General features: G+C 60.3%; 28 protein-coding genes. 13 read left to right on the top strand and 15 right to left on the bottom strand.

Going from position 1 to position 23,605, the window contains the following annotated elements; genetic code table 11:
- The first annotated feature begins 164 nt into the window (after positions 1-164).
- Positions 165-1,511 (top strand): MATE family efflux transporter, encoded by a 1,347-nt coding sequence (locus MF268_RS04545; protein ID WP_238369726.1) that lies wholly within the window; start codon positions 165-167, stop codon positions 1,509-1,511.
- Here the strand turns inward: MF268_RS04545 and MF268_RS04550 are convergent.
- The 3 genes from MF268_RS04550 to MF268_RS04560 all read right to left on the bottom strand — a co-directional run bounded on the left by MF268_RS04550 (position 1,502) and on the right by MF268_RS04560 (position 3,872).
- Positions 1,502-1,927: a hypothetical protein gene (locus tag MF268_RS04550; RefSeq protein ID WP_238369727.1), complete on the bottom strand. Its 426-nt coding sequence runs from the start codon at positions 1,925-1,927 to the stop codon at positions 1,502-1,504. The two genes, MF268_RS04545 and MF268_RS04550, sit on opposite strands and share 10 nt — an antisense overlap.
- Before the next feature lie 53 nt (positions 1,928-1,980).
- The gene (locus tag MF268_RS04555) at positions 1,981-2,526 is read right to left on the bottom strand and encodes a PEP-CTERM sorting domain-containing protein (RefSeq protein ID WP_238369728.1); all 546 of its coding nucleotides are present in this window, start codon (positions 2,524-2,526) and stop codon (positions 1,981-1,983) included.
- Positions 2,527-2,669: 143 nt separating this feature from the next.
- On the bottom strand, positions 2,670-3,872 hold the full coding sequence (locus MF268_RS04560; protein WP_238369729.1) for a pyridoxal phosphate-dependent aminotransferase: 1,203 nt from the start codon (positions 3,870-3,872) through the stop codon (positions 2,670-2,672).
- A 102-nt stretch (positions 3,873-3,974) separates the two neighbouring features.
- On the opposite strand from MF268_RS04560, the gene MF268_RS04565 reads away from it, so the two are divergent.
- From MF268_RS04565 to MF268_RS04575, 3 genes are all read left to right on the top strand, one after another.
- Positions 3,975-4,376 (top strand): helix-turn-helix domain-containing protein, encoded by a 402-nt coding sequence (locus MF268_RS04565; RefSeq protein WP_238370198.1) that lies wholly within the window; start codon positions 3,975-3,977, stop codon positions 4,374-4,376.
- On the top strand, positions 4,373-4,630 hold the full coding sequence (locus tag MF268_RS04570) for an FAD assembly factor SdhE (RefSeq protein ID WP_238369730.1): 258 nt from the start codon (positions 4,373-4,375) through the stop codon (positions 4,628-4,630). Before MF268_RS04565 ends, MF268_RS04570 begins: the two co-directional genes overlap by 4 nt.
- A gap of 74 nt (positions 4,631-4,704) precedes the next feature.
- Positions 4,705-5,202, top strand: coding sequence for a MarR family winged helix-turn-helix transcriptional regulator (locus MF268_RS04575; RefSeq protein WP_369824798.1), 498 nt, complete (start codon positions 4,705-4,707; stop codon positions 5,200-5,202).
- Between the two features lie 58 nt (positions 5,203-5,260).
- Here MF268_RS04575 and MF268_RS04580 read toward each other — a convergent pair whose 3' ends face one another.
- The 4 genes from MF268_RS04580 to MF268_RS04595 form a co-directional block, all read right to left on the bottom strand.
- Positions 5,261-5,971, bottom strand: coding sequence for a DUF1194 domain-containing protein (locus MF268_RS04580; protein WP_238369731.1), 711 nt, complete (start codon positions 5,969-5,971; stop codon positions 5,261-5,263).
- Positions 5,971-6,399 carry a VOC family protein gene (locus MF268_RS04585; RefSeq protein ID WP_088633836.1) on the bottom strand — a complete coding sequence of 143 codons (429 nt, stop codon included), beginning with the start codon at positions 6,397-6,399 and terminating at the stop codon, positions 5,971-5,973. The genes MF268_RS04580 and MF268_RS04585 overlap by 1 nt, the downstream gene beginning before the upstream one ends.
- 67 nt (positions 6,400-6,466) lie before the next feature.
- A complete protein-coding gene (locus MF268_RS04590; RefSeq protein ID WP_238369732.1) occupies positions 6,467-7,888 on the bottom strand; it encodes a porin family protein in 1,422 nt (473 codons plus the stop codon).
- Positions 7,869-8,774, bottom strand: a complete 906-nt coding sequence (locus tag MF268_RS04595; protein WP_238369733.1) for a thymidylate synthase — start codon at positions 8,772-8,774, stop codon at positions 7,869-7,871. The genes MF268_RS04590 and MF268_RS04595 overlap by 20 nt, the downstream gene beginning before the upstream one ends.
- Positions 8,775-9,046: 272 nt before the next feature.
- On the opposite strand from MF268_RS04595, the gene MF268_RS04600 reads away from it, so the two are divergent.
- Together MF268_RS04600 and MF268_RS04605 are read left to right on the top strand one after the other, a co-directional pair.
- The gene (locus tag MF268_RS04600; RefSeq protein ID WP_238369734.1) at positions 9,047-9,877 is read left to right on the top strand and encodes a thymidylate synthase; all 831 of its coding nucleotides are present in this window, start codon (positions 9,047-9,049) and stop codon (positions 9,875-9,877) included.
- 2 nt (positions 9,878-9,879) lie between these two features.
- Entirely contained in the window at positions 9,880-10,380 is a 501-nt protein-coding gene (locus MF268_RS04605) for a dihydrofolate reductase (protein ID WP_238369735.1), read from the top strand.
- A gap of 304 nt (positions 10,381-10,684) precedes the next feature.
- Here MF268_RS04605 and MF268_RS04610 read toward each other — a convergent pair whose 3' ends face one another.
- Positions 10,685-10,891 (bottom strand): cold-shock protein, encoded by a 207-nt coding sequence (locus tag MF268_RS04610; RefSeq protein WP_088633831.1) that lies wholly within the window; start codon positions 10,889-10,891, stop codon positions 10,685-10,687.
- 184 nt (positions 10,892-11,075) lie between these two features.
- On the opposite strand from MF268_RS04610, the gene MF268_RS04615 reads away from it, so the two are divergent.
- Positions 11,076-11,393, top strand: a complete 318-nt coding sequence (locus MF268_RS04615) for an arsenate reductase family protein (RefSeq protein ID WP_238369736.1) — start codon at positions 11,076-11,078, stop codon at positions 11,391-11,393.
- A 10-nt stretch (positions 11,394-11,403) separates the two neighbouring features.
- Here the strand turns inward: MF268_RS04615 and MF268_RS04620 are convergent, their stop codons facing one another.
- From MF268_RS04620 to thrS, 5 genes are all read right to left on the bottom strand, one after another.
- Positions 11,404-11,967 carry a DoxX family protein gene (locus MF268_RS04620; protein ID WP_238369737.1) on the bottom strand — a complete coding sequence of 188 codons (564 nt, stop codon included), beginning with the start codon at positions 11,965-11,967 and terminating at the stop codon, positions 11,404-11,406.
- Positions 11,964-12,728 (bottom strand): HvfC/BufC N-terminal domain-containing protein, encoded by a 765-nt coding sequence (locus MF268_RS04625; RefSeq protein WP_238369738.1) that lies wholly within the window; start codon positions 12,726-12,728, stop codon positions 11,964-11,966. Before MF268_RS04625 ends, MF268_RS04620 begins: the two co-directional genes overlap by 4 nt.
- Entirely contained in the window at positions 12,725-13,582 is an 858-nt protein-coding gene (gene bufB, locus MF268_RS04630; protein ID WP_238369739.1) for an MNIO family bufferin maturase, read from the bottom strand. Before bufB ends, MF268_RS04625 begins: the two co-directional genes overlap by 4 nt.
- Positions 13,583-13,627: 45 nt before the next feature.
- On the bottom strand, positions 13,628-13,930 hold the full coding sequence (locus MF268_RS04635) for a BufA1 family periplasmic bufferin-type metallophore (protein ID WP_238369740.1): 303 nt from the start codon (positions 13,928-13,930) through the stop codon (positions 13,628-13,630).
- Between the two features lie 214 nt (positions 13,931-14,144).
- Entirely contained in the window at positions 14,145-16,124 is a 1,980-nt protein-coding gene (gene thrS, locus MF268_RS04640) for a threonine--tRNA ligase (protein ID WP_238369741.1), read from the bottom strand.
- 141 nt (positions 16,125-16,265) lie between these two features.
- Here thrS and MF268_RS04645 point away from each other — a divergent pair, with 141 nt between their 5' ends.
- The 6 genes from MF268_RS04645 to MF268_RS04670 all read left to right on the top strand — a co-directional run bounded on the left by MF268_RS04645 (position 16,266) and on the right by MF268_RS04670 (position 21,562).
- Positions 16,266-17,540, top strand: a complete 1,275-nt coding sequence (locus MF268_RS04645; protein WP_238369742.1) for an MFS transporter — start codon at positions 16,266-16,268, stop codon at positions 17,538-17,540.
- Positions 17,541-17,643: 103 nt separating this feature from the next.
- Positions 17,644-18,390 (top strand): alpha/beta fold hydrolase, encoded by a 747-nt coding sequence (locus MF268_RS04650; protein WP_238369743.1) that lies wholly within the window; start codon positions 17,644-17,646, stop codon positions 18,388-18,390.
- Positions 18,391-18,392: 2 nt separating this feature from the next.
- A complete protein-coding gene (locus MF268_RS04655) occupies positions 18,393-18,827 on the top strand; it encodes a VOC family protein (RefSeq protein ID WP_238370199.1) in 435 nt (144 codons plus the stop codon).
- A 17-nt stretch (positions 18,828-18,844) separates the two neighbouring features.
- Positions 18,845-19,453, top strand: a complete 609-nt coding sequence (locus tag MF268_RS04660; RefSeq protein WP_238370200.1) for a hypothetical protein — start codon at positions 18,845-18,847, stop codon at positions 19,451-19,453.
- Positions 19,454-19,548: 95 nt separating this feature from the next.
- Complete coding sequence (locus tag MF268_RS04665) at positions 19,549-19,845, top strand: hypothetical protein (RefSeq protein ID WP_238369744.1); 297 nt, start codon at positions 19,549-19,551, stop codon at positions 19,843-19,845.
- Between the two features lie 49 nt (positions 19,846-19,894).
- Complete coding sequence (locus MF268_RS04670) at positions 19,895-21,562, top strand: methyl-accepting chemotaxis protein (protein ID WP_238369745.1); 1,668 nt, start codon at positions 19,895-19,897, stop codon at positions 21,560-21,562.
- Between the two features lie 137 nt (positions 21,563-21,699).
- On the opposite strand, the gene MF268_RS04675 is transcribed toward MF268_RS04670, so the two are convergent.
- Together MF268_RS04675 and phaZ are read right to left on the bottom strand one after the other, a co-directional pair.
- On the bottom strand, positions 21,700-22,281 hold the full coding sequence (locus MF268_RS04675; protein ID WP_238369746.1) for a DUF6151 family protein: 582 nt from the start codon (positions 22,279-22,281) through the stop codon (positions 21,700-21,702).
- A gap of 14 nt (positions 22,282-22,295) precedes the next feature.
- Positions 22,296-23,570, bottom strand: a complete 1,275-nt coding sequence (gene phaZ / locus MF268_RS04680) for a polyhydroxyalkanoate depolymerase (protein WP_238369747.1) — start codon at positions 23,568-23,570, stop codon at positions 22,296-22,298.
- Positions 23,571-23,605 lie beyond the last annotated feature (35 nt).

Genomic DNA, 23,605 nt, shown 5'->3' on the forward strand with positions numbered 1-23,605 from the left:
ATGTGACGTGACCATAATAATCTTATCCACAGGCGGGATTTTCCGACATATTAGAACGCCCTCTATGGGGGCTGGCGGGCCGGAAGCGGGATCTCGATGGCCCGGTTCGTGGCCTCTTGCGGGGGGCGTGCAATACACATATTGCACAATTTATGAGCGTTCACATGACATATGGCGGCCATGCCAAGGCGATCCTGTTTCTGGGTCTGCCCCTTATCGGAGGGCATCTGGCGCAATATGCCATCGGGCTGACGGATACGGTGATGCTGGGCTGGTATTCGGTCGAGGCGCTGGCCGCGGTGACCCTGTCGCACAGCTATTTCTTTGTCTTTTTCATGCTCGGGTCGGGATTCGCGCTTGCGGTGATGCCGATGGTGGCGGCGGCTGCCGCGCGCGACGACGAGGTTTCGGTGAGGCGGGCGACCCGGATGGGGCTGTGGCTGAGCCTTGGCTTTGCGCTTTTGGTGATGCCGATCATGTGGAAGGCGAAGACCCTTCTGGGCCTGCTTGGGCAGACACCCGCAGTGGCAGAAGCCGGGGGCGAGTACCTGCGGATCGCTGGTTTTGGGCTGATCCCGGCGCTCTTGGTGATGGTGATCAAATCCTATCTCGCGGCGCTGGAGCGCACGCGGATCGTGCTTTGGATCACGGTTCTGGCGGCCATCAGCAATGCGCTGGCGAATTACATCCTGATCTTTGGCAATCTTGGCGCGCCGGAACTGGGTCTGCGCGGGGCGGCGATTGCCTCGGTTCTGACGCAGAGCATTTCGCTGGTCGCCATCGTGTTCTACGCGATCCGGGCGCTGCCCGATCACAACCTGTTTCAGCGGCTGTGGCGGCCCGACTGGGAGATGTTCGGGCAGGTGTTCCGGCTGGGGCTGCCGATTGGCATGACCACGGTCTGCGAGGTCAGCCTGTTCGCGGCGTCCTCGGTGATGATGGGCTGGCTTGGCACGGTGACGCTTGCGGCGCATGGGATTGTCATCACCGTCGCGGCGGCTGCGTTCATGGTGCATCTGGGCCTGTCCAACGTGGCGACGATCCGGGCCGGGAATGCCTATGGCCGGGGGGATCGCGGGCATATGGCCCGGGGGGCGCTGGTCGTTTTCCTGCTGTCACTAGGGATTGCCATTATCACGGTCACCGCCTTTCTTGTGGTGCCGGAACCTGTGATCAGCCTGTTCATCGAACCGGACGATCCAGCGCGGCCGGCCATCCTTATCGTGGGCGTGCAGCTTTTGGCGATTGCGGCACTGTTCCAGCTTGTCGACGGGGCGCAGGTGATCGCGCTGGGCTTGCTGCGGGGCGTGCAGGATACGGCGGTGCCGATGATGATCGCGATCCTGTCCTACTGGGCAGTTGGCCTGTCGGTGTCTTACCTGCTGGGCTTTGTCTTGGGCTGGGGCGGCGTGGGTGTATGGCTGGGGCTGACGGCGGGGCTCGCCTCGGCCGCGCTTTTGCTGATGTTGCGGTTCTGGGGTAAATCGCTGGGCGAGGTCGGTTACGCCTGATCCTTGCGGGCGGCTTTTTCGCTTTTGTCGAGCCGGTCGGCCTTTTTTCGCACTAGAACCGAGCGCAGGTCGTGCATGGCAAGCAGAAGCGCATCCGTGATGTCTTCGAGCTGGTCGTCGCTGGCACGCGACTGCGCCCATTGCGCGGTCAGGTTCATGTGATCGATGGTGCGGTGGATATCGTCGATATCGCGGCGGGCGAGCAGGGCCGTGCGTTCGGCCATCCACGCCCTGATTTCCCCGAGATCGGTGTCGGACAGGGTCCGATTGCCATGCGGCTTGATTTCGCCATTGCGGATATTGACCACGGCGATCTGATCCATGTCGATCCGGCGCTGACGGTTCTCGGTATCGATACGGAACACGAAGGCACCGTTTTCGCGGACGCGAAAGTAATAGTCGGGCAGGTTGGGCATGGCTTATGCCTTTGTTGGGACGAAAGCTTGATAGCGAAACCGGCAGGTTGTGACTAGACCGCGTGACGCTGGCGGCGTCTTAGCGTTGCAAGACCGCCAATGCCCAGAAGCAGCGCGGGCAAAGTGGCTGGCAACGGCACGGCAGAAACGGCGGTTTCGATCTGTGCCGTAAACAGGGTGCCCGTTTCCATGAAAAAGCCGGTAAAATTAACCCTGAGCGTATCTGCCGTAAAGTTCAGCTTGGACTGGGTGAAATCTGCCGTGGAGGAAGACAACAGCGTGAAAGCGGAAAAGTCAGCAATTGTGTCACCAATATCAGTGAACACAAACTGACCAAAACCACTGGTGAACGCAGTCCGGTAGGGGCCATCATACCCGACCATGAGCAAGCCGGTCTCGGTGAAGTCAAAAGTGAAGGTGTCAGTTAAATAAACCGCAGTGGTCTCGACGCCGGGGCCGACGTTGAATGTCGGGTTCGAGATATCAAAGCCGGCATAGGCCGTAAGTGACATTTCGGCGCCGGAAAGATCCGCCGCACTGGCGGTGGATGATAGCCCGAGAGCAAGTGCGAAAGCACTGAATGCAGAGAGGAATTTCATGATAAGCGCCTTGTTGTTCGAAATGCGTTTGGCAGCCCGTTGCAAACGGTTCTTTACAAGGCAATGCTTAATCTGGAAACAATCTGTGGCACCGATGCGGGATCGGTGCCACGAGGTAGTCAGTACCTGCAATAAATTGGATCTTAGCTGAGGCCCGCGCAGAACTTGGTGATACGCGCGCAGGCTTCTTTCAGGTTCTCGTCCGAGGTCGCGTAGCTGACCCGGAAATTGGGCGAGAGACCGAAGGCCGCGCCAAATACCACGGCAACGCCTGTGTCTTCGAGCAGGGCCTTGGCGAAATCCTCGTCATTCTCGATCTTGACGCCCTTTTCGGTGGTCTTGCCGATCAGGCCTTTGATCGAGGGGTAGACATAGAAGGCGCCTTCGGGAACCGGGCAGGTGATGCCGTCGATGGCGCTCAGCGCCTCGACCACCAGATCGCGGCGGCGTTTGAAGGTCTCGTTGTTGGTGGCAAGGAAATCCTGCGTGCCGTTGAGCGCCTCGACCGCCGCCCACTGGCTGATGGTGCAGGGGTTCGAGGTCGACTGGCTTTGCACCTTGCGCATCGCGGCGATCAGCTTTTCGGGACCAGCGGCGTAACCGATGCGCCAGCCGGTCATGGCATAGGCCTTGGAGACACCGTTGCAGGTGAGCGTGCGGTCGTAGAGACCGGGTTCTACCTGTGCCGGGGTGCAGAATTCGAAGCCGTCATAAGCGAGGTGCTCGTACATATCGTCGGACATGATCCAGACATGCGGGTGCTTCATCAGCACGTCGGTCAGCGCCTTTAGTTCATCATGCGAATAGCCCGCGCCGGTCGGGTTCGAGGGCGAGTTGAAGATGAACCACTTGGTCTTGGGGGTGATCGCCGCTTCGAGCTGTTCGGCGGTGATCTTGAACTTGTTCTCGAGCGTGGCCTCGACGGCGACGGGTTCGCCGCCCGCCAGAAGCACCATGTCCGGATAGGAAACCCAGTAGGGCGCGGGGATGATGACCTCGTCGCCGGGGTTCAGCGTGGCGGTCAGCGCGTTATAGAGGTTCTGCTTGCCGCCGGTGCCGACTGAAATCTGCTTGGGTTCGTAGGTCAGCCCGTTTTCGCGAGCGAACTTGGCGCAGATCGCCTGTTTCAGTTCGATGATCCCGTCGGGCGCGGTGTATTTCGTCTTGCCCGCTGCGATGGCCGCGACGGCGGCGTCCTTGATGTTCTGGGGCGTATCGAAATCCGGCTCGCCCGCGCCGAGGCCGATCACGTCGCGACCGGCGGCCTTGAGCTCGTTGGCCATGGTGGTGACGGCGATGGTGGGCGACGGTTTGACGCGCGACAGGGTATCGGAAAGGAAGGACATTTGGGCCTCGGGTTTGTATCTACGGCTCGACTGTCTTATGCTGGGCACCATATCTGATCAAGACGCAACTCAAGAATGCAACTCAAGACGGAGCGCCACGACATGATGGATGATACGACGGATTGGTACGGACCCGATGCTGCAACTTTCGGAGACCGGGTCGCCGCAGCCCGGGAAGCGGCGGGAATGAGCCAATCGCATCTCGCGCGGTGCCTCGGTGTGAAAAAATCGACGCTCACAGGCTGGGAAGATGACATTTCCGAACCGCGCGCCAACAAGCTGTCGATGATGGCGGGGCTTTTGAACGTATCGATCACATGGCTGCTGACCGGCGAGGGCGAAGGCATGAGCGCGCCCGACGATGCGGCGGATACGGCGAGCGATCTTGCGGGCTATGCGGCGGAGCTGCGCGAAATCCGCAACGCCATGCGGGCCAATTCCGAGCGGGCCGCACGGCTGGAAAAGCGCATCCGGCAGGCGATGAAAGCGGAAGAGACCGTATGAACGAAAGCCACGAAGACCGGCTCAAGCGGCTGAAGATGCGGTCGATGCGGCGCGGGATCAAGGAAATGGACCTGATCCTGACCGCCTATGCCGATGCCAATCTTGCCAAGATGAGCCCGGCGGCGCTGGATACCTATGACGCGTTGCTGCACGAGAACGATCAAGACCTTTACCAATGGGTTACCGGGCAGGTCGCGCCGCCAACGGCTTACGCCGGATTGATCCATGATGTCTCGCAAGTATTTCAAAAATAAGATCAAATTAGCTTAACCGATTCTTCGGTTTTTCCGGTCACTTTCTGTTGAAGCAGATCGAGTCGGAGAGATTGATGAGTATGGAGATGCAATTGATGCCGTCGGATCCGAAAGGATTCATGGCCGGATACCTTGAGGCGCTGGCATTGGTCGAGCGTCTTCATCGTCTCCTGCTCGACGTTATCAAGGACGAGTTCGAACGTGTTGGTGTTCTGGAAATCAATGCCGTGCAGGCGCTTTTGCTGTTTAATATCGGCGACAACGAGGTCACGGCGGGCGAGTTGAAAAGCCGGGGTTATTACCAAGGCAGCAACGTAAGCTATAACCTCAAGAAATTGGTCGACATGGGCTACATGCACCACCAGCGCTGCGAGATCGACCGCCGGTCGGTTCGGGTGCGGCTGACGGAAAAGGGGCGCAATATCCGCGATGTCGTGTCGGGGCTGTTCCTGCGCCATGCAGAGGGGCTTGAGGAACGCGGCATCATCGGGCCCGGTGGTATCGAAGAAATCACGAGCTCGCTTAAGCGGGTCGAACGCTACTGGACGGACCAGATCCGCTATATCTACTAGGTTCGAGCAGCAGGGGGCGGCCCCTCGGGGGCGTCCTCTTTAATAAGAAGGCGAAAGGTTATCCCGGTTCCCGGTTGCGCGGGCGCCGATCGAAACCGACGGCGCGGGGCGTCAGTTCACGTTCCAGCTTGCGCCGCATCGCGCGTTCGTAATCCTCGAAGCTCTGGGCAATTTCCAGGAATGCGCCGGGGCCGTAGATCACCGAATTGCGGTAAAAGCTGATCAAGGAGCGTTCGGCTTCGTAATCCGAGTTGTTCACGACAAGCCCGTTGACGGTGACATCGGCAAAGGGGAACTGGGCATAGGCCTGTTCGGGGCCGAAACCTTCGTTATTTATGCCGTCTCCGGCGATATCGATGGTGCGGAACAGGCAGGCGGGGGCACGGCTGAGCAGGCGCGCGCCATAGCCAAGCGCATAGCCCATCGCAGTCGGGAATTCGCTGTGACTGCGGTTGGAGACGCCGATAATGCTGGCCGCATTCAACAGATCCTCTCGAGTACCGATCAACTGCCAGTCGAGGAGCAGTTCCTGATTGTACCGGCCGCTCCACTCAAAAACAGCCAGCGCCACCGGCACGTCCACCGCGAAAAAGGCGCGCTGCACCTCGGGCGAAAGCAGCGCGGCGGCAAGTCCCTTGCGCTGAAGCGCATCCTCTTCGGCATTGACCGAAGAGGAGACATCAAGCGCGAGGACAAGGGCGAGCCTGCAATCCTGTGCCTTCGCCGCAAGCGGCAAGAGCAGCGAGAAAACGCAGGCCAGCCGCCACATTACCAGTGTCCGGTATTGCTCATGGAAGCCCAGGGTTCTGCTGGTTCCCGGGAATCGCCGTTTTGCAGCAATTCGACCGAGACATTGTCGGGCGAGCGGACAAAAGCCATGCGCCCATCGCGCGGCGGGCGGTTGATCGTTACGCCATTGTCCATCAGATGCTGGCAGGTGGCATAGATATCGTCAACGCCGTAGGCGAGATGGCCGAAATGACGGCTGTCATCGGGAAGCGCATCATCGCCATCCCAGTTGTAGGTAAGTTCCACGGGGCATTCCTCTTGTCCTTCGGGCGCCATGAAGACCAGCGTGAACCGGCCTTCTTCGCTTTCGTGGCGGCGGATTTCTTTCAGGCCCAGCAGCGCGTAGAACGCCATCGATTTCTCAAGGTCCTTCACGCGGACCATTGTGTGCAGATAGGTTAGCGGCATGTGTATTCTCCGTTTGCTCCCGCGAACTTTAGCGTTCTGAGCCGGAAGAACCAGACTTGCACTCTGTTCAGAAGGTGGATTTGATCCCGAGGGCCAGCGAAAAGTCGCGTGCGGAGTAGATCGAGATATTCGAATCCGTCTTGCTGGCCTGCAGCGTGAGGGTCGGGGCGAAACCGGCGTAGTCGTATTCTTCAAAGAAAAAGGTCAGATCGCCGGCGATTGTCTTGTCATCGCGCGGCGCAAACACGACCCGCCCGAAAGCGTTGAGACCGGCTGCGATCAGGGGATAGTCGGTCGCGCCAAGGGCAAGCCCCGCGCTGACCCGTGCCGGACCCAGACGCTTGTCGAATGTCACCGTGCCGCGCAGGCTGGCCCCGCTGTACGTGCCGTTCATCGCCTGTGCCGAAACATCGCGCAGCGACAGGGACAGGCCAAGCCGGTTACCGCCCTGCAACCGGTGATCAAAGACAGCGGAGAGGCCGTAGACCCGCGCATCGTTCGCTTTCGATTTCGCCTTGAAGCGATCTTCGGCAAGGACGCCGAGGGTCAGGGAAGACGCTTCGGATAATGCCCATGTCCGGTCTCCGAAGAGACGCGCGAAATAGAAATTCCGGTCGCCGCCAAAGCGACTTTCGCCAAGGCTTGCAGAAACGGATGCGAAGTTGCCCTCGCGCGGGTCGCCGATGGCAAAGGCGTGGCGCAGGGTCAGTTCGCCATAGGTCGAGCCGTATTTGCGACCGCTGACGCCGGGGGCGAGCGCCTCCGCGCTGTCTGACAGGGCGACGCGCGAAATATAGAGACGTCCCAAAAGGTAGGTTGCGCTTTGCCGGTCGCCGCGCAACCGGTAGCCCAGCATCGTATCGAGCGTTGCAATGACTCCGGAAAGCGCCACCGCATCGGCGGGGCGCAGGCCGTAATCGGGCTCTCCATCGATGGTGTTGTACCGGCTGGACGAGCCGTTGTTCACATTGTCCGAGGGGCGCAGACCCGCGTTAATGGAAAAGCTCCACGGGTTGCGCTGGCGCAGAATGCGATAGTCGCGCGCGATCTGCTGCGAGACTTCTTTGCTTTCGGCGTGGATCGCGGTGCGGCGCAGCCAGATCTGGGCGAGGGTCGGACGACCTTCGGCATAGGACAGCTTGGCGGCCAATTCGGCAGCGCGCATCCGGTCGGAACCGATGTCGGTCAGCCGATAGGCGCGGGCGGCAGCACGTCGGCCATCGCGGTTGCGGTTCAACCCGGCGTAGGCAAGCGCCTGCATGTAATGGGCGACGGGGTCTTTTGGATTGGCCCTAACAAGTCCGGCAGACAGGCGCAGGGCCAGCGCGGGCTGGCCTGTTTCAAGCGCATGCCCCGCCAGAAGACGCGCCTGCGGGAGGGTCAGGGAAACCGAATTTTCAGCCGTCTGGGCCGGGGTCATGCCCGTGGCGAGAAAAACGCCAAGTGCGAGGCAGGCACCGGCAAGTCGTTTACGGATTGGGCTGGTCACACAGCGGTGCATCGCCGGGTGTGCCGCATTTCGGCAGGACGAAGATGCCGTATTCGACTTCGTTCTGGACGCTGGTGATGTGGTTTTCGACATAGATACCGCCTGCAATCGTTGCCGCATCGTCGCCGCCAAATATACCGCCGTAGCTTCCGCGCACCTGCTGCTGGATCGACACGTCGCCGGCAAAAGTGCCCGAGGCCGGGTTGATCGCCGTCGGCGCGAGTTCCAGATCGACCATTTCCGTTCCCGGGGCGTCCACGTAGGTTCGGTCATAAATGATGCCGTTCACGGCGTTATCGGTGAAGTCGGCATTCACCAGAACCTTGCCCGTTACTTCTCCTGCCTGAACCGGCCTGACCGAGGTGGGCGTGCCCGGTGTCACAGGAAGCAGGTCACCGCCGTCGCCGGGACCGTTCAGTAAGCCGACGTAGCGTCCGGCATAGCTTGCCAGCCCGCCGCTGCCGGTCACCGATGGTGGATCATAGGCACCGGCGCGGCCATAGACGGCCCCGCCGAAGAAGTATTCGAACTGCCCGCCCGTCGTGACCACGGCGGCCCGGGTGCCGTCAATGTCACGCACATAGGCGGTTGTGTGCCGCGATAGGGAGCTGTCCTGCGTGGTGTAGGCCTCGTACCCGTTCCGGTCGAGCGCGGGTCGCCTGCTGTAGACGGCCTCGAATTCCTCGTTGTCGAGGGTGATGCCGCGTACGGTCAATGTCTGTGCGTCCGCATCGTAGGAAATGCCCTGAAGATCCTGCGCAACTTCGGCGGGGACGCCCGTTTCTGGATCGTCCGTGTCCGTATCCTCGATGAAGGGGTTGCCGCCGCCGCTACCGCACGCGGACAACATGGTCGCTGCTGCGAGCCCAAGCCAATACCGTTTCATCTGCCTCAACCATTGTTAATCAGGTTTTTCGGTCAGAGTCGGGCGAGGCGGTGCAAAAGTCAACGTCGTTGCGATTCGAAACCCCGTGGCGTGGCCGATAAGTTACCTTTATCTTGTGGGTCTGGTGGGGTATGCGGACACATACAGTATGGTGGCGCGGATTTGCGCGTAAAGCTCAGGCTTTGCGATCCGGTGGAATCCTGTTTATCTGGCAGCGAAATTGAAGGCCGGATCGAATCCGTTCAGGCCGCGACCGAGACAGAGGAAATCACATGCGCCAATATCTCGATGCGCTCGAGACCGTTCTGAGCAAGGGAAACCGGTCGACCGACCGCACCGGCACCGGGACGATTTCCTATTTCGGGATGCAGTGCCGCTATCCTTTGTCGGACGGGTTCCCGCTGGTCACAACCAAGAAGCTGCACCTGCGATCGATCGTGCATGAACTGCTCTGGTTCCTCTCGGGTGACACGAACATCGGGTACCTGAAGGAAAACGGTGTTTCGATCTGGGACGAATGGGCGGATAAAAATGGCGATCTGGGGCCGGTTTACGGCCATCAGTGGCGGCATTTCCCGACCATCCGCAAAGAGATCGACAGCAATGGCGAAGCGCGGCTCCAGATCGGCGAGGTCGACCAGATCGCCAAGCTTGTCGAGGCGATCCGGAAAACGCCCGACAGCCGCCGTCTGATTGTCTCGGCCTGGAATCCCGGCGAGATCGACGAAATGGCCCTGCCGCCCTGCCATACGCTCTGGCAGGTTCGGGTTGCGGACGGGAAGCTGCATCTGCAACTATATCAGCGGTCCGCTGATATGTTTCTGGGGGTGCCGTTCAACATTGCCTCATATGCGCTTTTGCAGGTGATGCTGGCCAAGGTTACCGGATATGAGCCCGGCGATTTCATACATTCGATTGGCGATGCACATATTTACTTGAATCATCTCGATCAGGTGCAGACACAACTTTCGCGAAAGCCATCCGCGTTGCCTACACTGCGTCTGACGCGGGATGTTACCTCTTTGTTCGATTTCAAATACGAGGATTTCGAATTCGTCGATTACAATCCTCAGCCGGGTATCAAGGCGCCGGTTGCGGTCTGACGATGATTACATTGATTGTCGCCCGCGCGGCCAATGGGGCCATTGGAAAAGATAACGATATTCCCTGGCACTGCCCCGAAGACCTTAAGATGTTTCAGCGCGAGACCAGCGGAGGCGCCATCATCATGGGCCGTTGCACATGGGAGAGTCTGCCGGTCAAGCCACTGAAAAACAGGATGAATTGCGTGATCTCGCGCGATGGGTCGGTTGCAGAGCATGTGTTCGGGGATGTGGCCGATGCAGTGCGGGCGAGCCAGGCGGCGGGTTATGGGCGTATTTACGGAATTGGCGGCGAGCGGATCTACCGGGCGCTGTTTCCATTCGCGCACAGGTTGATGATCACCGAGGTGGATATGACGGTAAAGGACGCGGATGCATTCTTTCCGGCTTTTGAAGAAAACCACTGGCTGGAATTGTCGCGGCGGGAATTGGCTGTTTCGCCTTCTAAATTCACATTGCGGGAATTGATACGTCGCGATGTTGCCTCTGCCGAGAATGTTTGATCTGTTGGAATGGCAATCGGGCGAATTGCGAGATGGGAAGATTTCGAATTGCTGTTCGGTATTTCAAATAACCAGGTAATTGCGGAGTTAATTAATTTTGCGTTGGCTGGTTAATTAGAATGCGAAACACTGCAATTAAGCCCGGAGAGGTGGCTTTGACGTGCACGGGGGATTTCTGCCGAGGTATTTCTTGACAGATTATCTCGGGAATGCGTCCGAGCAGCGGGGGTGAAAGTTGCCCGCCCTGGACCGGGCGAAGCGAGGCTCAAAGGCTTGGTTCCGCTAGTAGGCGGAAAAACGGTAATTATTTGAGTTTCAAATCTGCAGCCATTTGTCGGCCATCGCGTCCGTCCTGCAATTGATAATCAACTTTTTGGTTATCAGCCAACCCCGTCAGGCCGGATCTTTCCACGGCAGAGATATGCACGAACACATCCTTGCCGCCTTCGTCTGGCGCAATAAAGCCATAACCCTTGGTCGTATTAAACCACTTCACGGTGCCACTTGGCATGTTTCCGCGTCTCCCTTTGCTTGCGTTCCGCGCGTCAATTGCGCAGAATCTTTAATGGCCCGATCAGACGTCAACTGTTTGTTAAGGCCAGTGTCAGCATCTCATGTGATTTGTAAAAATCAAGAAAAACGGGGTGCGGTGGGTTAAATTGCCGGTTATTTGCGCGAAATTGAAGGGGCGAACTATGTTGGTGTTTGGACTGAAGAACTGCGATACTTGTCGCAAGGCGTTGAAATCATTGCCAGATGCACAACTTTTGGATGTACGCTCCGACGGTATTCCCGCTGAGGTTCTTTCGCAGGCCTTGGCGGAATTCGGCGACAGCCTCGTCAATACACGCTCGACCACATGGCGAAATCTTCACGATTCAGAGCGTGCGCGCCCGCAGCTTGAGCTGCTTGAGGCGCACCCGTCCCTGATGAAGCGACCGTTGATCGTGGATGGCGAAACCATGTACCTTGGCTGGACGCAGGATACCCGTGCGGCGCTGGGCGTCGCGTGATGCGGTCCGTCTAGCGCACGTTGAGCCGTTGCTTGATGAGCTGGTCGACGGATACGGGACCGGCGCCGCGAAAGACGAGGATCAGCAATAGCATAACCCAAAGCGCCCGCTGGTCGAGGATCAGGCTGCCGGGGTCCTTGTCGAACCATGCGCCAAGGGTATCGGGCTGGGTGATCGCGCCGTGACCGTAAAGATCGGTCAGCGTCTGCACCACAACAAATCCTATCATGCCTGCTGCTGAGATGCGGGTGAAAAGGCCAATGATGATCAGGGCGGGGAGGATAAACTCGGCCCATGTTCCGGCGAGGATGGTGAATTTCTCAAAACTGCTGGCCGCGCTGATGTCGTAGCCGGAGGCTTCAGCTGCTTTCGGAAAGATCTGCGCATAGGCGTTGAAGGTCGGTTGCCACAGACCCGAGATATCGCCGCCGAGTTTTGTCATGGCGGAGGTCCAGTAATAGAGCGCGAAGAGCGCGGCAAAGACGAAGCGGGCGAGGGTGGGCATCAGCACGGTGCCGAGCCGCTGTTCGATGGTGAATGCGATACGCAGGTAGAGATTGACGAGAGCGGTCATAGGCGTTGGTCTTTCAGGGTCAGCGACGTCAGGGCATTGTCCCGCAGCAGGATGGCGAGGGTGCTGGCAGGATCGAAATCCGGTGCGGTGGTTTGTGCAACATCCAAAGCGTCTCCGAGGCTTTGGCCTTTGGAAATTGCGGCGATCCAGTCCGCCCCACCGCGGGGCAGCAGGTGGGGGACGGGATCGAATTCGCGGCGGGTAATCAGGACATCCTGCGGCTCTGCCACCGGTTTCGGCGCGTCGTGTTGAGTATTGCGCAGCCAGATTGCATGGACCGGCCAGCGGGAGCGGACGAGACGCAGCGAGGGTGCGAATGAGAGCGTGGATTCGGTCAGATCCTGCGGTGACAGGTCGGTCAGCCGTGACGGATCGAGGGCGGGTGCATCCGCCGCGTGATAGGAGGCACGCAGGGCCAGTTCGAGCCGCGCGATGTCGGGCAGATAGCCAAGGTGGGAAAGCTGCGACAGTCCGGCCAAGAATTCGGGCAGGTCAGTGCCGTATGCGCTGAGCACGGGAGAGCGGGGCGGGTAGGCGCGCAGGTACAAGGCTGCGATGGCTTTCATGTTCTCGGTGCCGAGCAGCTTTGTGACGACGGGAAAGCCGTTGCGCAGCGCTTCGCCCAGAGAGCTCGCGACATTGTTGCGCAGCACGTTGAGCCGGCGGCCTGCGGGCTGCCCGTTTCCGTCGGTCAGCCCCTCGGGCAGAGTCACATTTGGGTGTAGCAGGGCATGTGCGAAACTGCCGGTCCCGGCGGTCATCCGACCGCAACCGTTTGCAGGGCGTGTTCAGCGCGGCGGGCCTCATCGCGCAGGGTTGGCCAGTCTGGCACATCGTTGTCCCATTCGACCAGAACCGGGCAGGGTCCAGTGCGGGCCAGAACCTCAGCAAGCAGGTCCCAGACCGGTGGGGCGACCGGGCGGGCGTGGCTGTCGATCAGCAGGGGGGCGCCGTGATCGTCGGCATCGTGGTCATGCCCCCCGACATGGATTTCCGCCACGCGGGACAGCGGAAAGGCATCGAGATAGCTTTGCGGCGTAAAGCCGAGGTTCACCGAAGAGATAAAGACGTTGTTAACATCGAGCAACAGGCCGCAACCGGTGCGACGCGCGAGTTCGGCAAGGAATTCCGGCTCGGACCATGTGCTTTCGGCAAAGGCGAGGTAGCTCGACGGGTTTTCGAGCAGCATCGGGCGGCGAAGCGTGGATTGCACGGTATCGATATGCTCGGCCACGCGGGTGAGCGTGGCATTGGTGTAGGGAAGGGGGAGCAGGTCGTTCAGATAGGTGTCGCCATGGCTCGACCATGCCAGGTGCTCCGAGAAAGACGCGGGGTCGAGCCAGCCGACAAGCTTGGCCAGCCGCGCGAGGTGGTCCTTGTCGAGCGGCTGGGCACCGCCGATGGAAAGCCCCACGCCGTGGACGGAGATGGCGAAACGCTCGGCCAGTGCGCGCAGCTGGGCCAAGGGCCGCCCGCCATCGCCCATGTAGTTTTCCGCGTGGATCTCAAGCCAGCGGACCGGGCCTGCGTCCTCCATGATCGCGGCGAAATGCTGCGGCTTGAAGCCGACGCCGGGCGCGGCGGGAAGGCGGTTGAGGCGGGCGGTATCGAGCATCTCGGTTGCTCCGGTGTGTAGGCGGCGCGGCCGCCCACTTCGGGGTTACGCGGGCAGGTCGCGTTGCAGCGGTTCCAGCGATCCTTCGCGTTCGGTGCCATCGGCCATGTCCGGCAGGTCGATCTCGGAGCATGTACCGGTATCGACCAGCGTCCAGGCGTTGCCCTGATAGTCGACGGTCGAGGTGCCTGCACAGGTGGTGCCGGGACCGGCGGCGCAATCGTTCTGTCCGGCAAGCGACACGCCGTAGCATTTCTCTTTGGACTGGGCGGTCGCCGTGGTGCCCTGAGCGGCGAGAGCGGCAGCGACGGCGCTGGCAACGGCGAGCGTTTTTGCGGTGTTTGACATGAGTTCTTCCTCCTTGATCATGAATCTTGGTCGGGCGTGCTCAACCCTAGCCGGGCCGGTTGCCGCACGGGTTTCACGAGGCCGTGCCTCACGCCGCTGTCAGCCAGTGTGAGGCTTCGACAGGAGAAACGCTGTTGAAAAGCGGGAATTTTGTCAAATGTTTCAAAGCCTGCCCCCGGTTTGCGGCGGAAATAGGGGGCAGGCGAGGGATTTGTTACAACAGGTCCGGCGGGGTTGCTTCGATGCCAAGAGCTTTTGTTACAGCGGACAGATCCTGCACGCTGGTTTGTTTTTCGCCAAGGCGGCGGAGGGAGACGGTGCGTTCCTCGACCTCGCGATGACCGACGGCAAGGATGACCGGCACCTTGCCGACCGAGTGCTCGCGAACCTTGTAGTTGATCTTTTCGTTGCGGATATCGGCCTCGGCGCGGACACCTGCGGCCTGCAGCTCGGCGACGACCTCGTGCACGTAGTCATCCGCCTCGGAGGTGATCGAGGCGACGACAACCTGACGCGGCGCGAGCCAGAAGGGCAGTTTGCCTTCGTGGTTTTCGATCAGGATGCCGATGAAGCGTTCGAAGCTACCGAGGCAGGCGCGGTGCAGCATGAAGGGGCGGTGCTTGTCGCCATCCGCCGCGATGTAGCTGGCCCCCAGCCGTTCCGGCAGGTTCGGATCGACCTGAAACGTGCCGCATTGCCAGACCCGGCCGATCGCGTCGGTCAGGTAAAAGTCGAGCTTTGGCCCGTAGAAGGCGCCGTCGCCCGGTTCCAGCACATAGTCGCGGCCTACGGCCTTGATCGCGTTTTCCAGCGCGTTCTCGACGTAATCCCAGCTTTCCTCGGTGCCGACCCGCTTTTCCGGGCGGGTGGCAAAGCGGATCTCGAAATCGTCAAAGCCGAGTTCCTTGTAGACATCCGCGAGGAAGTCGATGAATCGCGCGCATTCCTCCTGGATCTGGTCCTCGGTGCAGAAGATATGCGCGTCATCCTGGGTAAAGCCGCGCACGCGCATGATGCCGTGCAGCGCGCCCGAGGGTTCGAACCGCGCGCAGGAGCCGAACTCGGCCAGCCGGAGGGGCAAATCGCGGTAGGATTTGAGGCCTTGGTTGAACACCTGCACGTGGCAGGGGCAGTTCATCGGCTTGAGCGCGTTGATCCGGGTCTGGTCCTTGTTCTTGGCCGAGGCATCGTCGTTCTCGCCGTCGCGGCTTTCGTCGACTTCTACAAGGAACATGTGGTGCTGGTACTTGTCCCAGTGACCCGACGCTTCCCAGAGCTTGCGGTCGACAACCTGCGGTGTGTTGATTTCACTATAGCCGCCGGCACGCTGCTTGCGGCGCATATAATCCTGCAACTGGGTATAGATGGTCCAGCCATTCGGGTGCCAGAAGACCTGACCGGGGGCCTCTTCCTGCATGTGGAACAGGTCCATTTCGCGGCCCAGCTTGCGGTGGTCGCGCTTGGCGGCCTCTTCCAGCATGTGCAGGTGCGCCTTAAGCTTTTCCTTGTTCTGGAACGCCACGCCATAGATGCGCTGCAGCATCTGTCGGCTGCTGTCGCCGCGCCAGTAGGCCCCGGCAATCGACATCAGCTTAAAGGAATCGCCGGGCACTTGGCCGGTGTGCTGCAGGTGCGGCCCGCGGCACAGATCCTGCCAGTCGCCGTGCCAGTACATGCGCAGCGGTTCGTCGCCGGGAATGGCGTCGATCAGTTCGACCTTGTAGGGTTCGTTATTGTCTTCGTAGTGCTTGACCGCCCGCGCGCGCTCCCAGACCTCGGTGGTCACGGGTTCGCGCTTGTTGATGATCTCTTTCATCTTTTTCTCGATGAGACCGAGATCTTCGGGTGTAAAAGGCTCTTTGCGGTCGAAATCGTAATACCAGCCGTCCTTGATGACCGGACCGATGGTGACCTTGGTGTCGGGCCAGATTTCCTGCACGGCGCGCGCCATGATATGGGCCAGATCGTGACGGATCAGCTCATTCGCCTGCTCTTCGTCCTGCAGGGTATGGATCGCGATGTCGGAATCCTGGTCGATCGGCCATTGCAGATCCCAGTGCTTGCCGTTGACGGTGGCCGAGATGGCTTTCTTGGCCAGCGATTTAGAAATATCCTCGGCCACGGCGGCGGGGGTGACGCCCGCGTCGTAGGATCGTGCATTGCCATCGGGAAGGGTGAGAGAGATTTGGGCCATATCGGCACTCCTCGTCGGTTTGGCGCCCACTGAACGCCCGGTTGCGGGTTATGTTTCGCGCCCTATCTGCATCCCGGTCCAGGGCAAGTCAAGCGACCTTGGCGCGCATTTTCTGATGACAGGCACCTGAAAGGCACCCAGATGAGTCATGACACCACGGAAGAGCTTTTCGAAACCCTGACCGGAGGGGCGGAAGACGATGTGGGGCTGTCGGAAGAAGCGGTGGCGGTCGAGCCCGCCAACGGGCTGCGCCATGTGGTAGCGCTGTCGATGACCAAGGTGGCCGACGGTCTGATCGACCCGAAGCTGATCCTGACATGGCTGATGAACAACCTCGGCGCGCCGGGGTACCTGATCGCGATGCTGGTGCCGATCCGCGAGGCGGGCGCGCTCTTGCCACAGATCGTGCTGGCGGGCGTGGTGCAGCGGATGGCGCAGCGCAAGTGGATCTGGGTGATCGGCAGCGCCGGACAGGGGATATGTGCCGCGCTGATCGTGGTGTCGGGGTTCCTGTTGGAAGGTGTCACTGCGGGCCTTGCGATCTGTGCCAGTCTTGGCGGGCTGGCCCTGTTCCGTTCCGCCTGTTCGGTGTCGTTCAAGGATATTCTCGGCAAGACCGTCGCCAAGACCCGGCGCGGGGCGATTACCGGAACGGCAGGGTCGGTTGCCGCGGCTGGCGTTCTGCTGCTGGCGCTGCTGCTCATCACCGGCGTGATCCAGAACAAGGCGCTGGTGTTGGCGGCCATTGGCTTGGCGGCTTTGCTCTGGGGCGGTGCTGCACTGGTGATGTCGATGCTGCGCGAGATGGATAGCGAAACCGGCGGCGACAAGGGCCGCGTGGACTTCAGCCTGCTCAAGGACAATCCTCAGCTCTGGCGGTTCATTCTTGTGCGCGGCCTGCTGGTGTCGACCGCGCTGGCCCCGCCCTATATCGTGCTTCTCGATCAGCAGGGCGGGTTGCAGCAGCTGGGCGCGCTTGTACTGGCCTCGTCACTGGCGAGTTTCCTGAGCTCATACCTCTGGGGCCGCCTGTCCGACGCGTCGAGCCGCAAGGTGCTTATGCGCAGCGGGATCATCGGCGCGGTGGCGATGGCGGCGGCGGTCGTGGTGTCGCTGATGGATCTGGCCGGGGTCGTGGCGGTGCTGCCCGCCTGCCTGATGGTGCTGATGATCGCCTATAACGGGGTGCGGCAGGGGCGGTCGACCTATCTTGTGGATATGGCGCCGGAGGATCAGCGCTCCGCCTATGCGGCGGTGTCGAACACCATGATCGGCTGTATCCTGTTGCTGGTCGGTCTTGGCGGCGGCGTGGCGTCGATATTTGGCCCTAAACTGGCGCTGGCCGGTTTTGCCATCATGGCGCTGGCCGCCACATGGGTGGCGCGCGGGTTGGACGAGGTCGAGAAACAGGACTGAACTTGCACCTCGGCGCGGGGACACGCAGTATCCCGGCAAAATGCCGGAACTGGAGGAAATGAATGTCGGACCCTGATCTTGCCCATAGGCCCGAGGCCCGGCAATGAGCGCGCCGGAATATCTTGAGACAGCCCATGGCCGGCGGATCGCCTATCATTCCACGCCCGGAGAGGGTCCGGTGATTGTCTTTCTCGGCGGGCTGAAATCGGACATGCAGGGCACCAAGGCGGTGCATCTGGAGGAATGGGCGCGCGCGCAGGGGTTTGCTTTCCTGCGCTTTGACTATTCCGGTCACGGCGAAAGCTCGGGGCGTTTCGAGGACGGCTGCATCGGTGACTGGCACGAAGATACGCTGGCCGTGGTGGATCAACTGACCGAAGGCACCATCCTGCCGGTCGGGTCGTCGATGGGGGGATGGCAATCGCTGCTTCTCGCCCGTGAGAGGGCGGATCGGGTCATGGGCCTTGTCACCGTCGCCGCCGCGCCGGATTTCACGGAAGACAGCTATTGGGCGGGGTTCAGCGACGCGCAGAAGCGCCAGCTTGAAGAGGAGGGGCAGGTCGAACTGCCGTCGGATTACATGGAACCCTATATCGTGACGCGACGCATGGTCGAAGACGGGCGCAAGCGGCTGGTCCTGAGGTCTCCGCTGCCCCTTCCGTTTCCCGTGCGTTGTCTTCAGGGGACCGCCGATACGGCCGTGTCAACCGACACTGCACTGCGTCTGCTCGATCATGCCGACAGCCCCGATATGCGGCTGCAACTGGTCAAGGACGCCGATCATCGGTTTTCCGACGGCCCTTGCCTCGGGATCATCGAAACAGCCATCATGGAGGTGCTGGGCAGATGAAGATGGAACAGCGGGTAAGCCTTATCACGCTTGGAGTGGCGGATTTGGGGAGAGCAGCCGCGTTCTATACCGACCTGGGGTGGGAAAAGGTCGAGACGCCGGATGGTCTCGTTGTTTTCGACCTCATCGGTCAAAGCATCGGGCTTTATCCGCTGGAAAAGCTTGCCGAGGACATGGGCGTTCCGGTCGAGCATCTGGGAAAGGGTGGCGCGACCCTTGCACATAACGTCCGCTCGCGCGAGGAGGTGGACGTTCTGGTCGAGACGGCCAAATCGGCAGGGGCCGAGATTCTGCGCGCGCCGGGCGAGGTCTTTTGGGGCGGATATATCGCCTATTTTGCCGATCCCGACGGGCATGTCTGGGAAATCGCGCATAACCCGCTGTCGCCCTTGGCCGAGGGTGGCGCATTTCGCTGGGAAGGCTTCGGCAAGAGCTGATGCGCAAGCCCGGATCCATGTGGAGCCTTGAGACCTTGGGCCGCGTGCGATTGTCCGAACATTTCTACATGCGTGAATTTCTTTATTCCGAAATCGCGGCCTTTCACGGTTTTCAGAACATGCCCGAACGCCCCGATCTGGCCATCGAATGCGGGCGCGCGTTCTGTGGGTCGCTGCTGGACCCGTTGCAGGATACATTCGGGCGTGTTGCGATCCGGTCGGGCTATCGCTCACCCGAGGTGAACCGGTTTGGCAATGAAAACGGGCTGAACTGCGCGCGCAACGATAACCCGATCGAATGCCACATCTGGGACCGGGACGAGGGCGAGAACCGCATCGCCGGTGCGTCGGTCGTTATCCCGTGGTTTGCGGATCGTTATGAAAAGGGACGGGACTGGCGCGATCTGGCTTGGTGGCTGCATGATCATCTGCCTTATTCCGAGGTGTTCTTCTTTCCAAAGCTCTGTGCCTTCAACCTCGTCTGGCGGCCAGTCGCCCGGCGCAGGATCGACAGTTATATCGCGCCGCGCGGCTGCCTGCTTAAACCGGGTGCCGAACCGGATGAGCCTCTATCGGTGCGGCGGGATAGATATGCCGATTTTCCAGTCTTTCTCGGGCGGCGGTAGGGGCACGCGAGGTGACACTGTCGCCGCGTCGCTGTTAACGAGATCACAATACTAAGCGACCATCTTCCGGGCTGGAATACCCCGAGAGATCGTAAATGGCGCGTTTATCCATTCTGATATTGCCCGTGATGGCGCTGATGACCGGGCCGGTCATCGTGCTGGCGGGCGCGCCGTCGCGGGGTGATCGCCCCGTTCTCGTCGTCTCGTTGCCTTGGGGGCCTTCATCCGAACAGATCGTTCAGCGCGCTGGCGGTCGCCTGCTTGGCCCTGTGTCTGCGCCGCTGGGCGTTCTGGCCACGTCTGAGACTCCCGGGTTTCGGTCTCGTCTGCGCGGCGAGGGGACCATTCTTGTGGTCGGTGCCTCGTTAATTGCTTCTATTTGTGGAATTTGAAATGAAAGACACCCCAGTCGAAGATTCCTGTAACCTTAGGGAGGCTCGCATGATTGTTGCGGCGGCCTGGGTCGGAACGGCAGTCAATATCGGTGTCGCTTTCTATCTTCAAAGCCCGGTGCTTTGGATCGGTGGCGCCGCGGCGATCTTTGCGCTCGTGGGGACGCTTATGCAACGGGGGGCGCCTGTCGTGGCAAGAATCGGTGCCGCCCAGGCCCTGCTTGGACAAGCGGTTGTCCTGAACGCGGCAATGGCAGGCCACGCATGGCAGATCGACGCGCATATGCTGTACTTTGCGCTGCTGGCGATTACGGTTTCGCTGAACGATATTCGCGCCGTTCTGGCCGCTACCGCACTTGTTGCGCTGCACCATCTTACACTGACATTCCTGATGCCAGCGCTGGTCTTCCCTTCGGCCACGATTGCTGAGAATATTCCCCGTACGGCGATGCACGCGGTCATCCTTTTGCTGGAGACCGGCGCGCTGATCTATGCGCTAAGCAAACAGCATCAGATGGATCGGGCGATGCGCGCCCAGAACGAGGCTCTGGCAGAGGCGAATGCAAAGGCCAGGAAATCAACAGATGACGCGTTACACGCGCTGGCCGATGCCGAAGAGGCCAAGAAACAGGCCCAGCATTCTCGTTCGGAAGTCGAAGCGGCTTTGAAACGGGCGGAGAGCGAAGCGGAACGGGCAGCGGCAGCCGATCGCGAAGCGCGCGAAGCTACGCGGGAAGAGGCGGAGAATCGGCAGAAAGCAGCAGACCGGCAGCGCGTCGTGGTGGATACCTTACGCTCGAGCCTGAAGTTACTTCGCGAGCGCAATCTGCACGCGCAGATCAGGAACAGGCTTGATCCGCAATACGACGACCTTCGCGAGGATTTCAATCAGGCGGTCGACGCGCTTCGTATGGCTATCGAGACCGTCCAGAGTTCGGCTCAATCCATCGGGTCCGACGTGCAGGCAATGGCAAATGCCGCGCAGGATATGTCCAATCGCACGGAACGGCAGGCGGCGACGTTGGCAGAAATTTCAACGAACGTGTCGCGGTTCTCGGCAACCGTCAAAGACACGGCAAAATCCGCCCGCGAAGCTGAATCCGAAGCCGGTGAAACAAAGCGCCAGGTGCTGGCGAGTGGTGATCTGGTGCAAAGAGCGGTGACGGCGATGGGTGAGATCGAAACAAGCTCGAAAGAAATACAGAAAATTGTCGGTGTTATCGACGAAATCGCTTTCCAGACGAACCTGCTCGCCCTAAACGCCGGGGTGGAAGCCGCCCGTGCCGGCGACAGTGGTCGAGGCTTCGCGGTTGTAGCATCGGAAGTTCGCAATCTCGCCCAGCGAAGTTCGGATGCAGCGCAGGAAATCAAGAACCTGATAAACGCAAGTGACAGCCGGGTCGGTGAGGGTGTCGGACTTGTTCGCGAAACCGGCAAGGCGAACGAAAGCGTCATGTCAGCCGTGAATGGTATCGTGCAGCGGATTATCGATATCGCCGCCGGGGCTGACCGTCAGTCGGGCGCGTTGAACGACATCAGCGAAGCGATCGCGCAGCTCGACAATGTCACCCAGCGCAACGCGGCGATGTTCGAGGAAACATCGGCGGCGAGTGAATCTATGATGGACGGCACCCGAAAACTGACCGAGGTCATTTCCGCATTCGTATTGAAACCCTCCAGCCCATCTATTCATTCCGACGACCGAACCGCCGCTTAGAGGCTGGGGCGGGTGAAACTTGGAATGTCCCGCCTGTGAGGAAATAGATGCCGGGCGGCCATTTCGAACGTGAACGCAGATGCTGCATTGGATGTCTGCCTGCGATGTTCAGTTCTTTGGGAAGAGGATCCGCAGACTTAGGATCGGACCAGCGCCTGACGTTCCTTTTTGTCTAGAACGTGGATCGGCGCGGTTGGCGCGCCGGATTCGATATCGAAAAACGGGGTGTCCCGCCACTTACCGGACATTCGGGCGGCGGCGGCGCGCTTTAGAACCTGCATTGTCATCGTAAATGCGCCCTTGTGCCGCCTCGCCCCGTCCTTTCCCGGTAGAAAGCTTTGGGTCACGACCTTTCCAATCCGGGCAGGGTCCTGCAGGCGATCTACGATCAGTCCCGCAAAAGGAATCGTTGGTTTCGGCAATGTGTTGAACAACGGTGCTTTGCAGCAATCAGCATACCAGCGCATCAAGCCCTTCGGTCCCAAACGCAGAATGCGCAGATGCTCGTTGCCTTGGGTGAAATGCACCGTTTCCGGGCTGATCTGGAATATGTGGACGCCGTTCGGGTGCGGATCAGGCCGGCCGAGATAGATATCGGCCGCACGACAATCGACGCAGAAACATTCAACATGGGTCCCGGTTTTTCGCGAGGCCGGCATAACCTCGCCCGCAACGGTGCCACAGGAGCACTCAAAGCGGGCGGGGGATGAGTCTTTCAATCGATGCTCCGGTTTCAGGCGGCGTTCTTGTTGGCCGCCTTGCGGGTTTTGGTCGTCGTTCCGCTGTTCGCGTCGATGAATTCAAGCACCAGCGGACGGATATTGTTACGCCATGACTTGCCCGCGAAGATGCCGTAGTGACCGGCCCCGGGCTCAAGATGGCTCGCCTTTTTCGAATCCGGCAGGCCGGTGCAGAGATCGAGAGCGGCAACACACTGGCCAGGGGCCGAGATGTCGTCATTCGCGCCTTCGACCGTTTTGACGGCGACGCTTGTGATCTTGCCGATATCGACCTTGTGCCCGTCTACCACGAATTGGTTCTTCGCGATCTCGTTGTTCTTGAATATCCGTTCAACCGTAGAGAGGTAGAATTCGGCCGTCATGTCCATCACGGCAAGGTATTCGTCGTAAAAGCGGTTGTGGGCATCGTGGTCCGACGCGCTGCCATGTGCGACCCGAGAGATCTGCTCCTTGAAGGCATCGGCATGGCGTTCCGCGTTCATGGCCATGAAGGACGAAAGCTGCAGGAGGCCGGGATAGACCAACCGTCCTACACCCGGGTACTTGAAGCCGACCCGCTGGATCATGGCCTGCTCCAGCTGACCCATGGTGACACGCGCGCCGAAATCGGTGACCTCGGTGGGTGTGGCTTCGGGGTCGATAGGCCCGCCGATCAGGGTCAGCGAACGGGGCTGTGCTTTGGGGTCCTGCTCGGCCAGGTAGGCAGTTGCGGCGAGGGTGAGCGGCGCTGGCTGGCAGACCGCGATCACATTGGTGTCAGGTCCAAGTTCTCGCATGAAGTCAACGAGATAGAGGGTATAATCCTCGATGTCGAACTTGCCTGCGCTGACTGGAATATCGCGCGCGTTGTGCCAATCCGTCACATAAAGGTCGACATCGCCCAGCAGACTTTGCACAGTGGAGCGGAGAAGAGTAGCGTAGTGTCCCGACATCGGGGCAACAAGCAATACCTTGCGAGAGCTGGGTTCACGCCCGGAGACGTTAAAATGAATCAGGTCGCCGAACGGCCTTTCGATCACGGTCTCGATTTCGACCAGATGATCCCGACCGTCATCGCAGGTGACACTGTGAATGCCCCAGTCCGGCTTGACCACCATTCGTTCAAAGGAACGTTCGGTGACCTCGCCCCAGGCTTCGAACCAGCGCAGCGCGGGGTTCGGCAACATGGCAAACATCGGGTAGGACGCGACGGCCTTTGCGGAAGCACCCATCCACTGGTTGGTATTCCGCATCGTTTCCATCAAGTCGTAGGTAAACATAGATCGCATATCGGGTCTCCTGCATCAAAGGCACCGGCGTGGCG

Source organism: Heliomarina baculiformis (assembly GCF_019966545.1).
In the GTDB taxonomy this organism is placed as follows: Bacteria; Pseudomonadota; Alphaproteobacteria; order Rhodobacterales; family Rhodobacteraceae; genus Heliomarina; species Heliomarina baculiformis.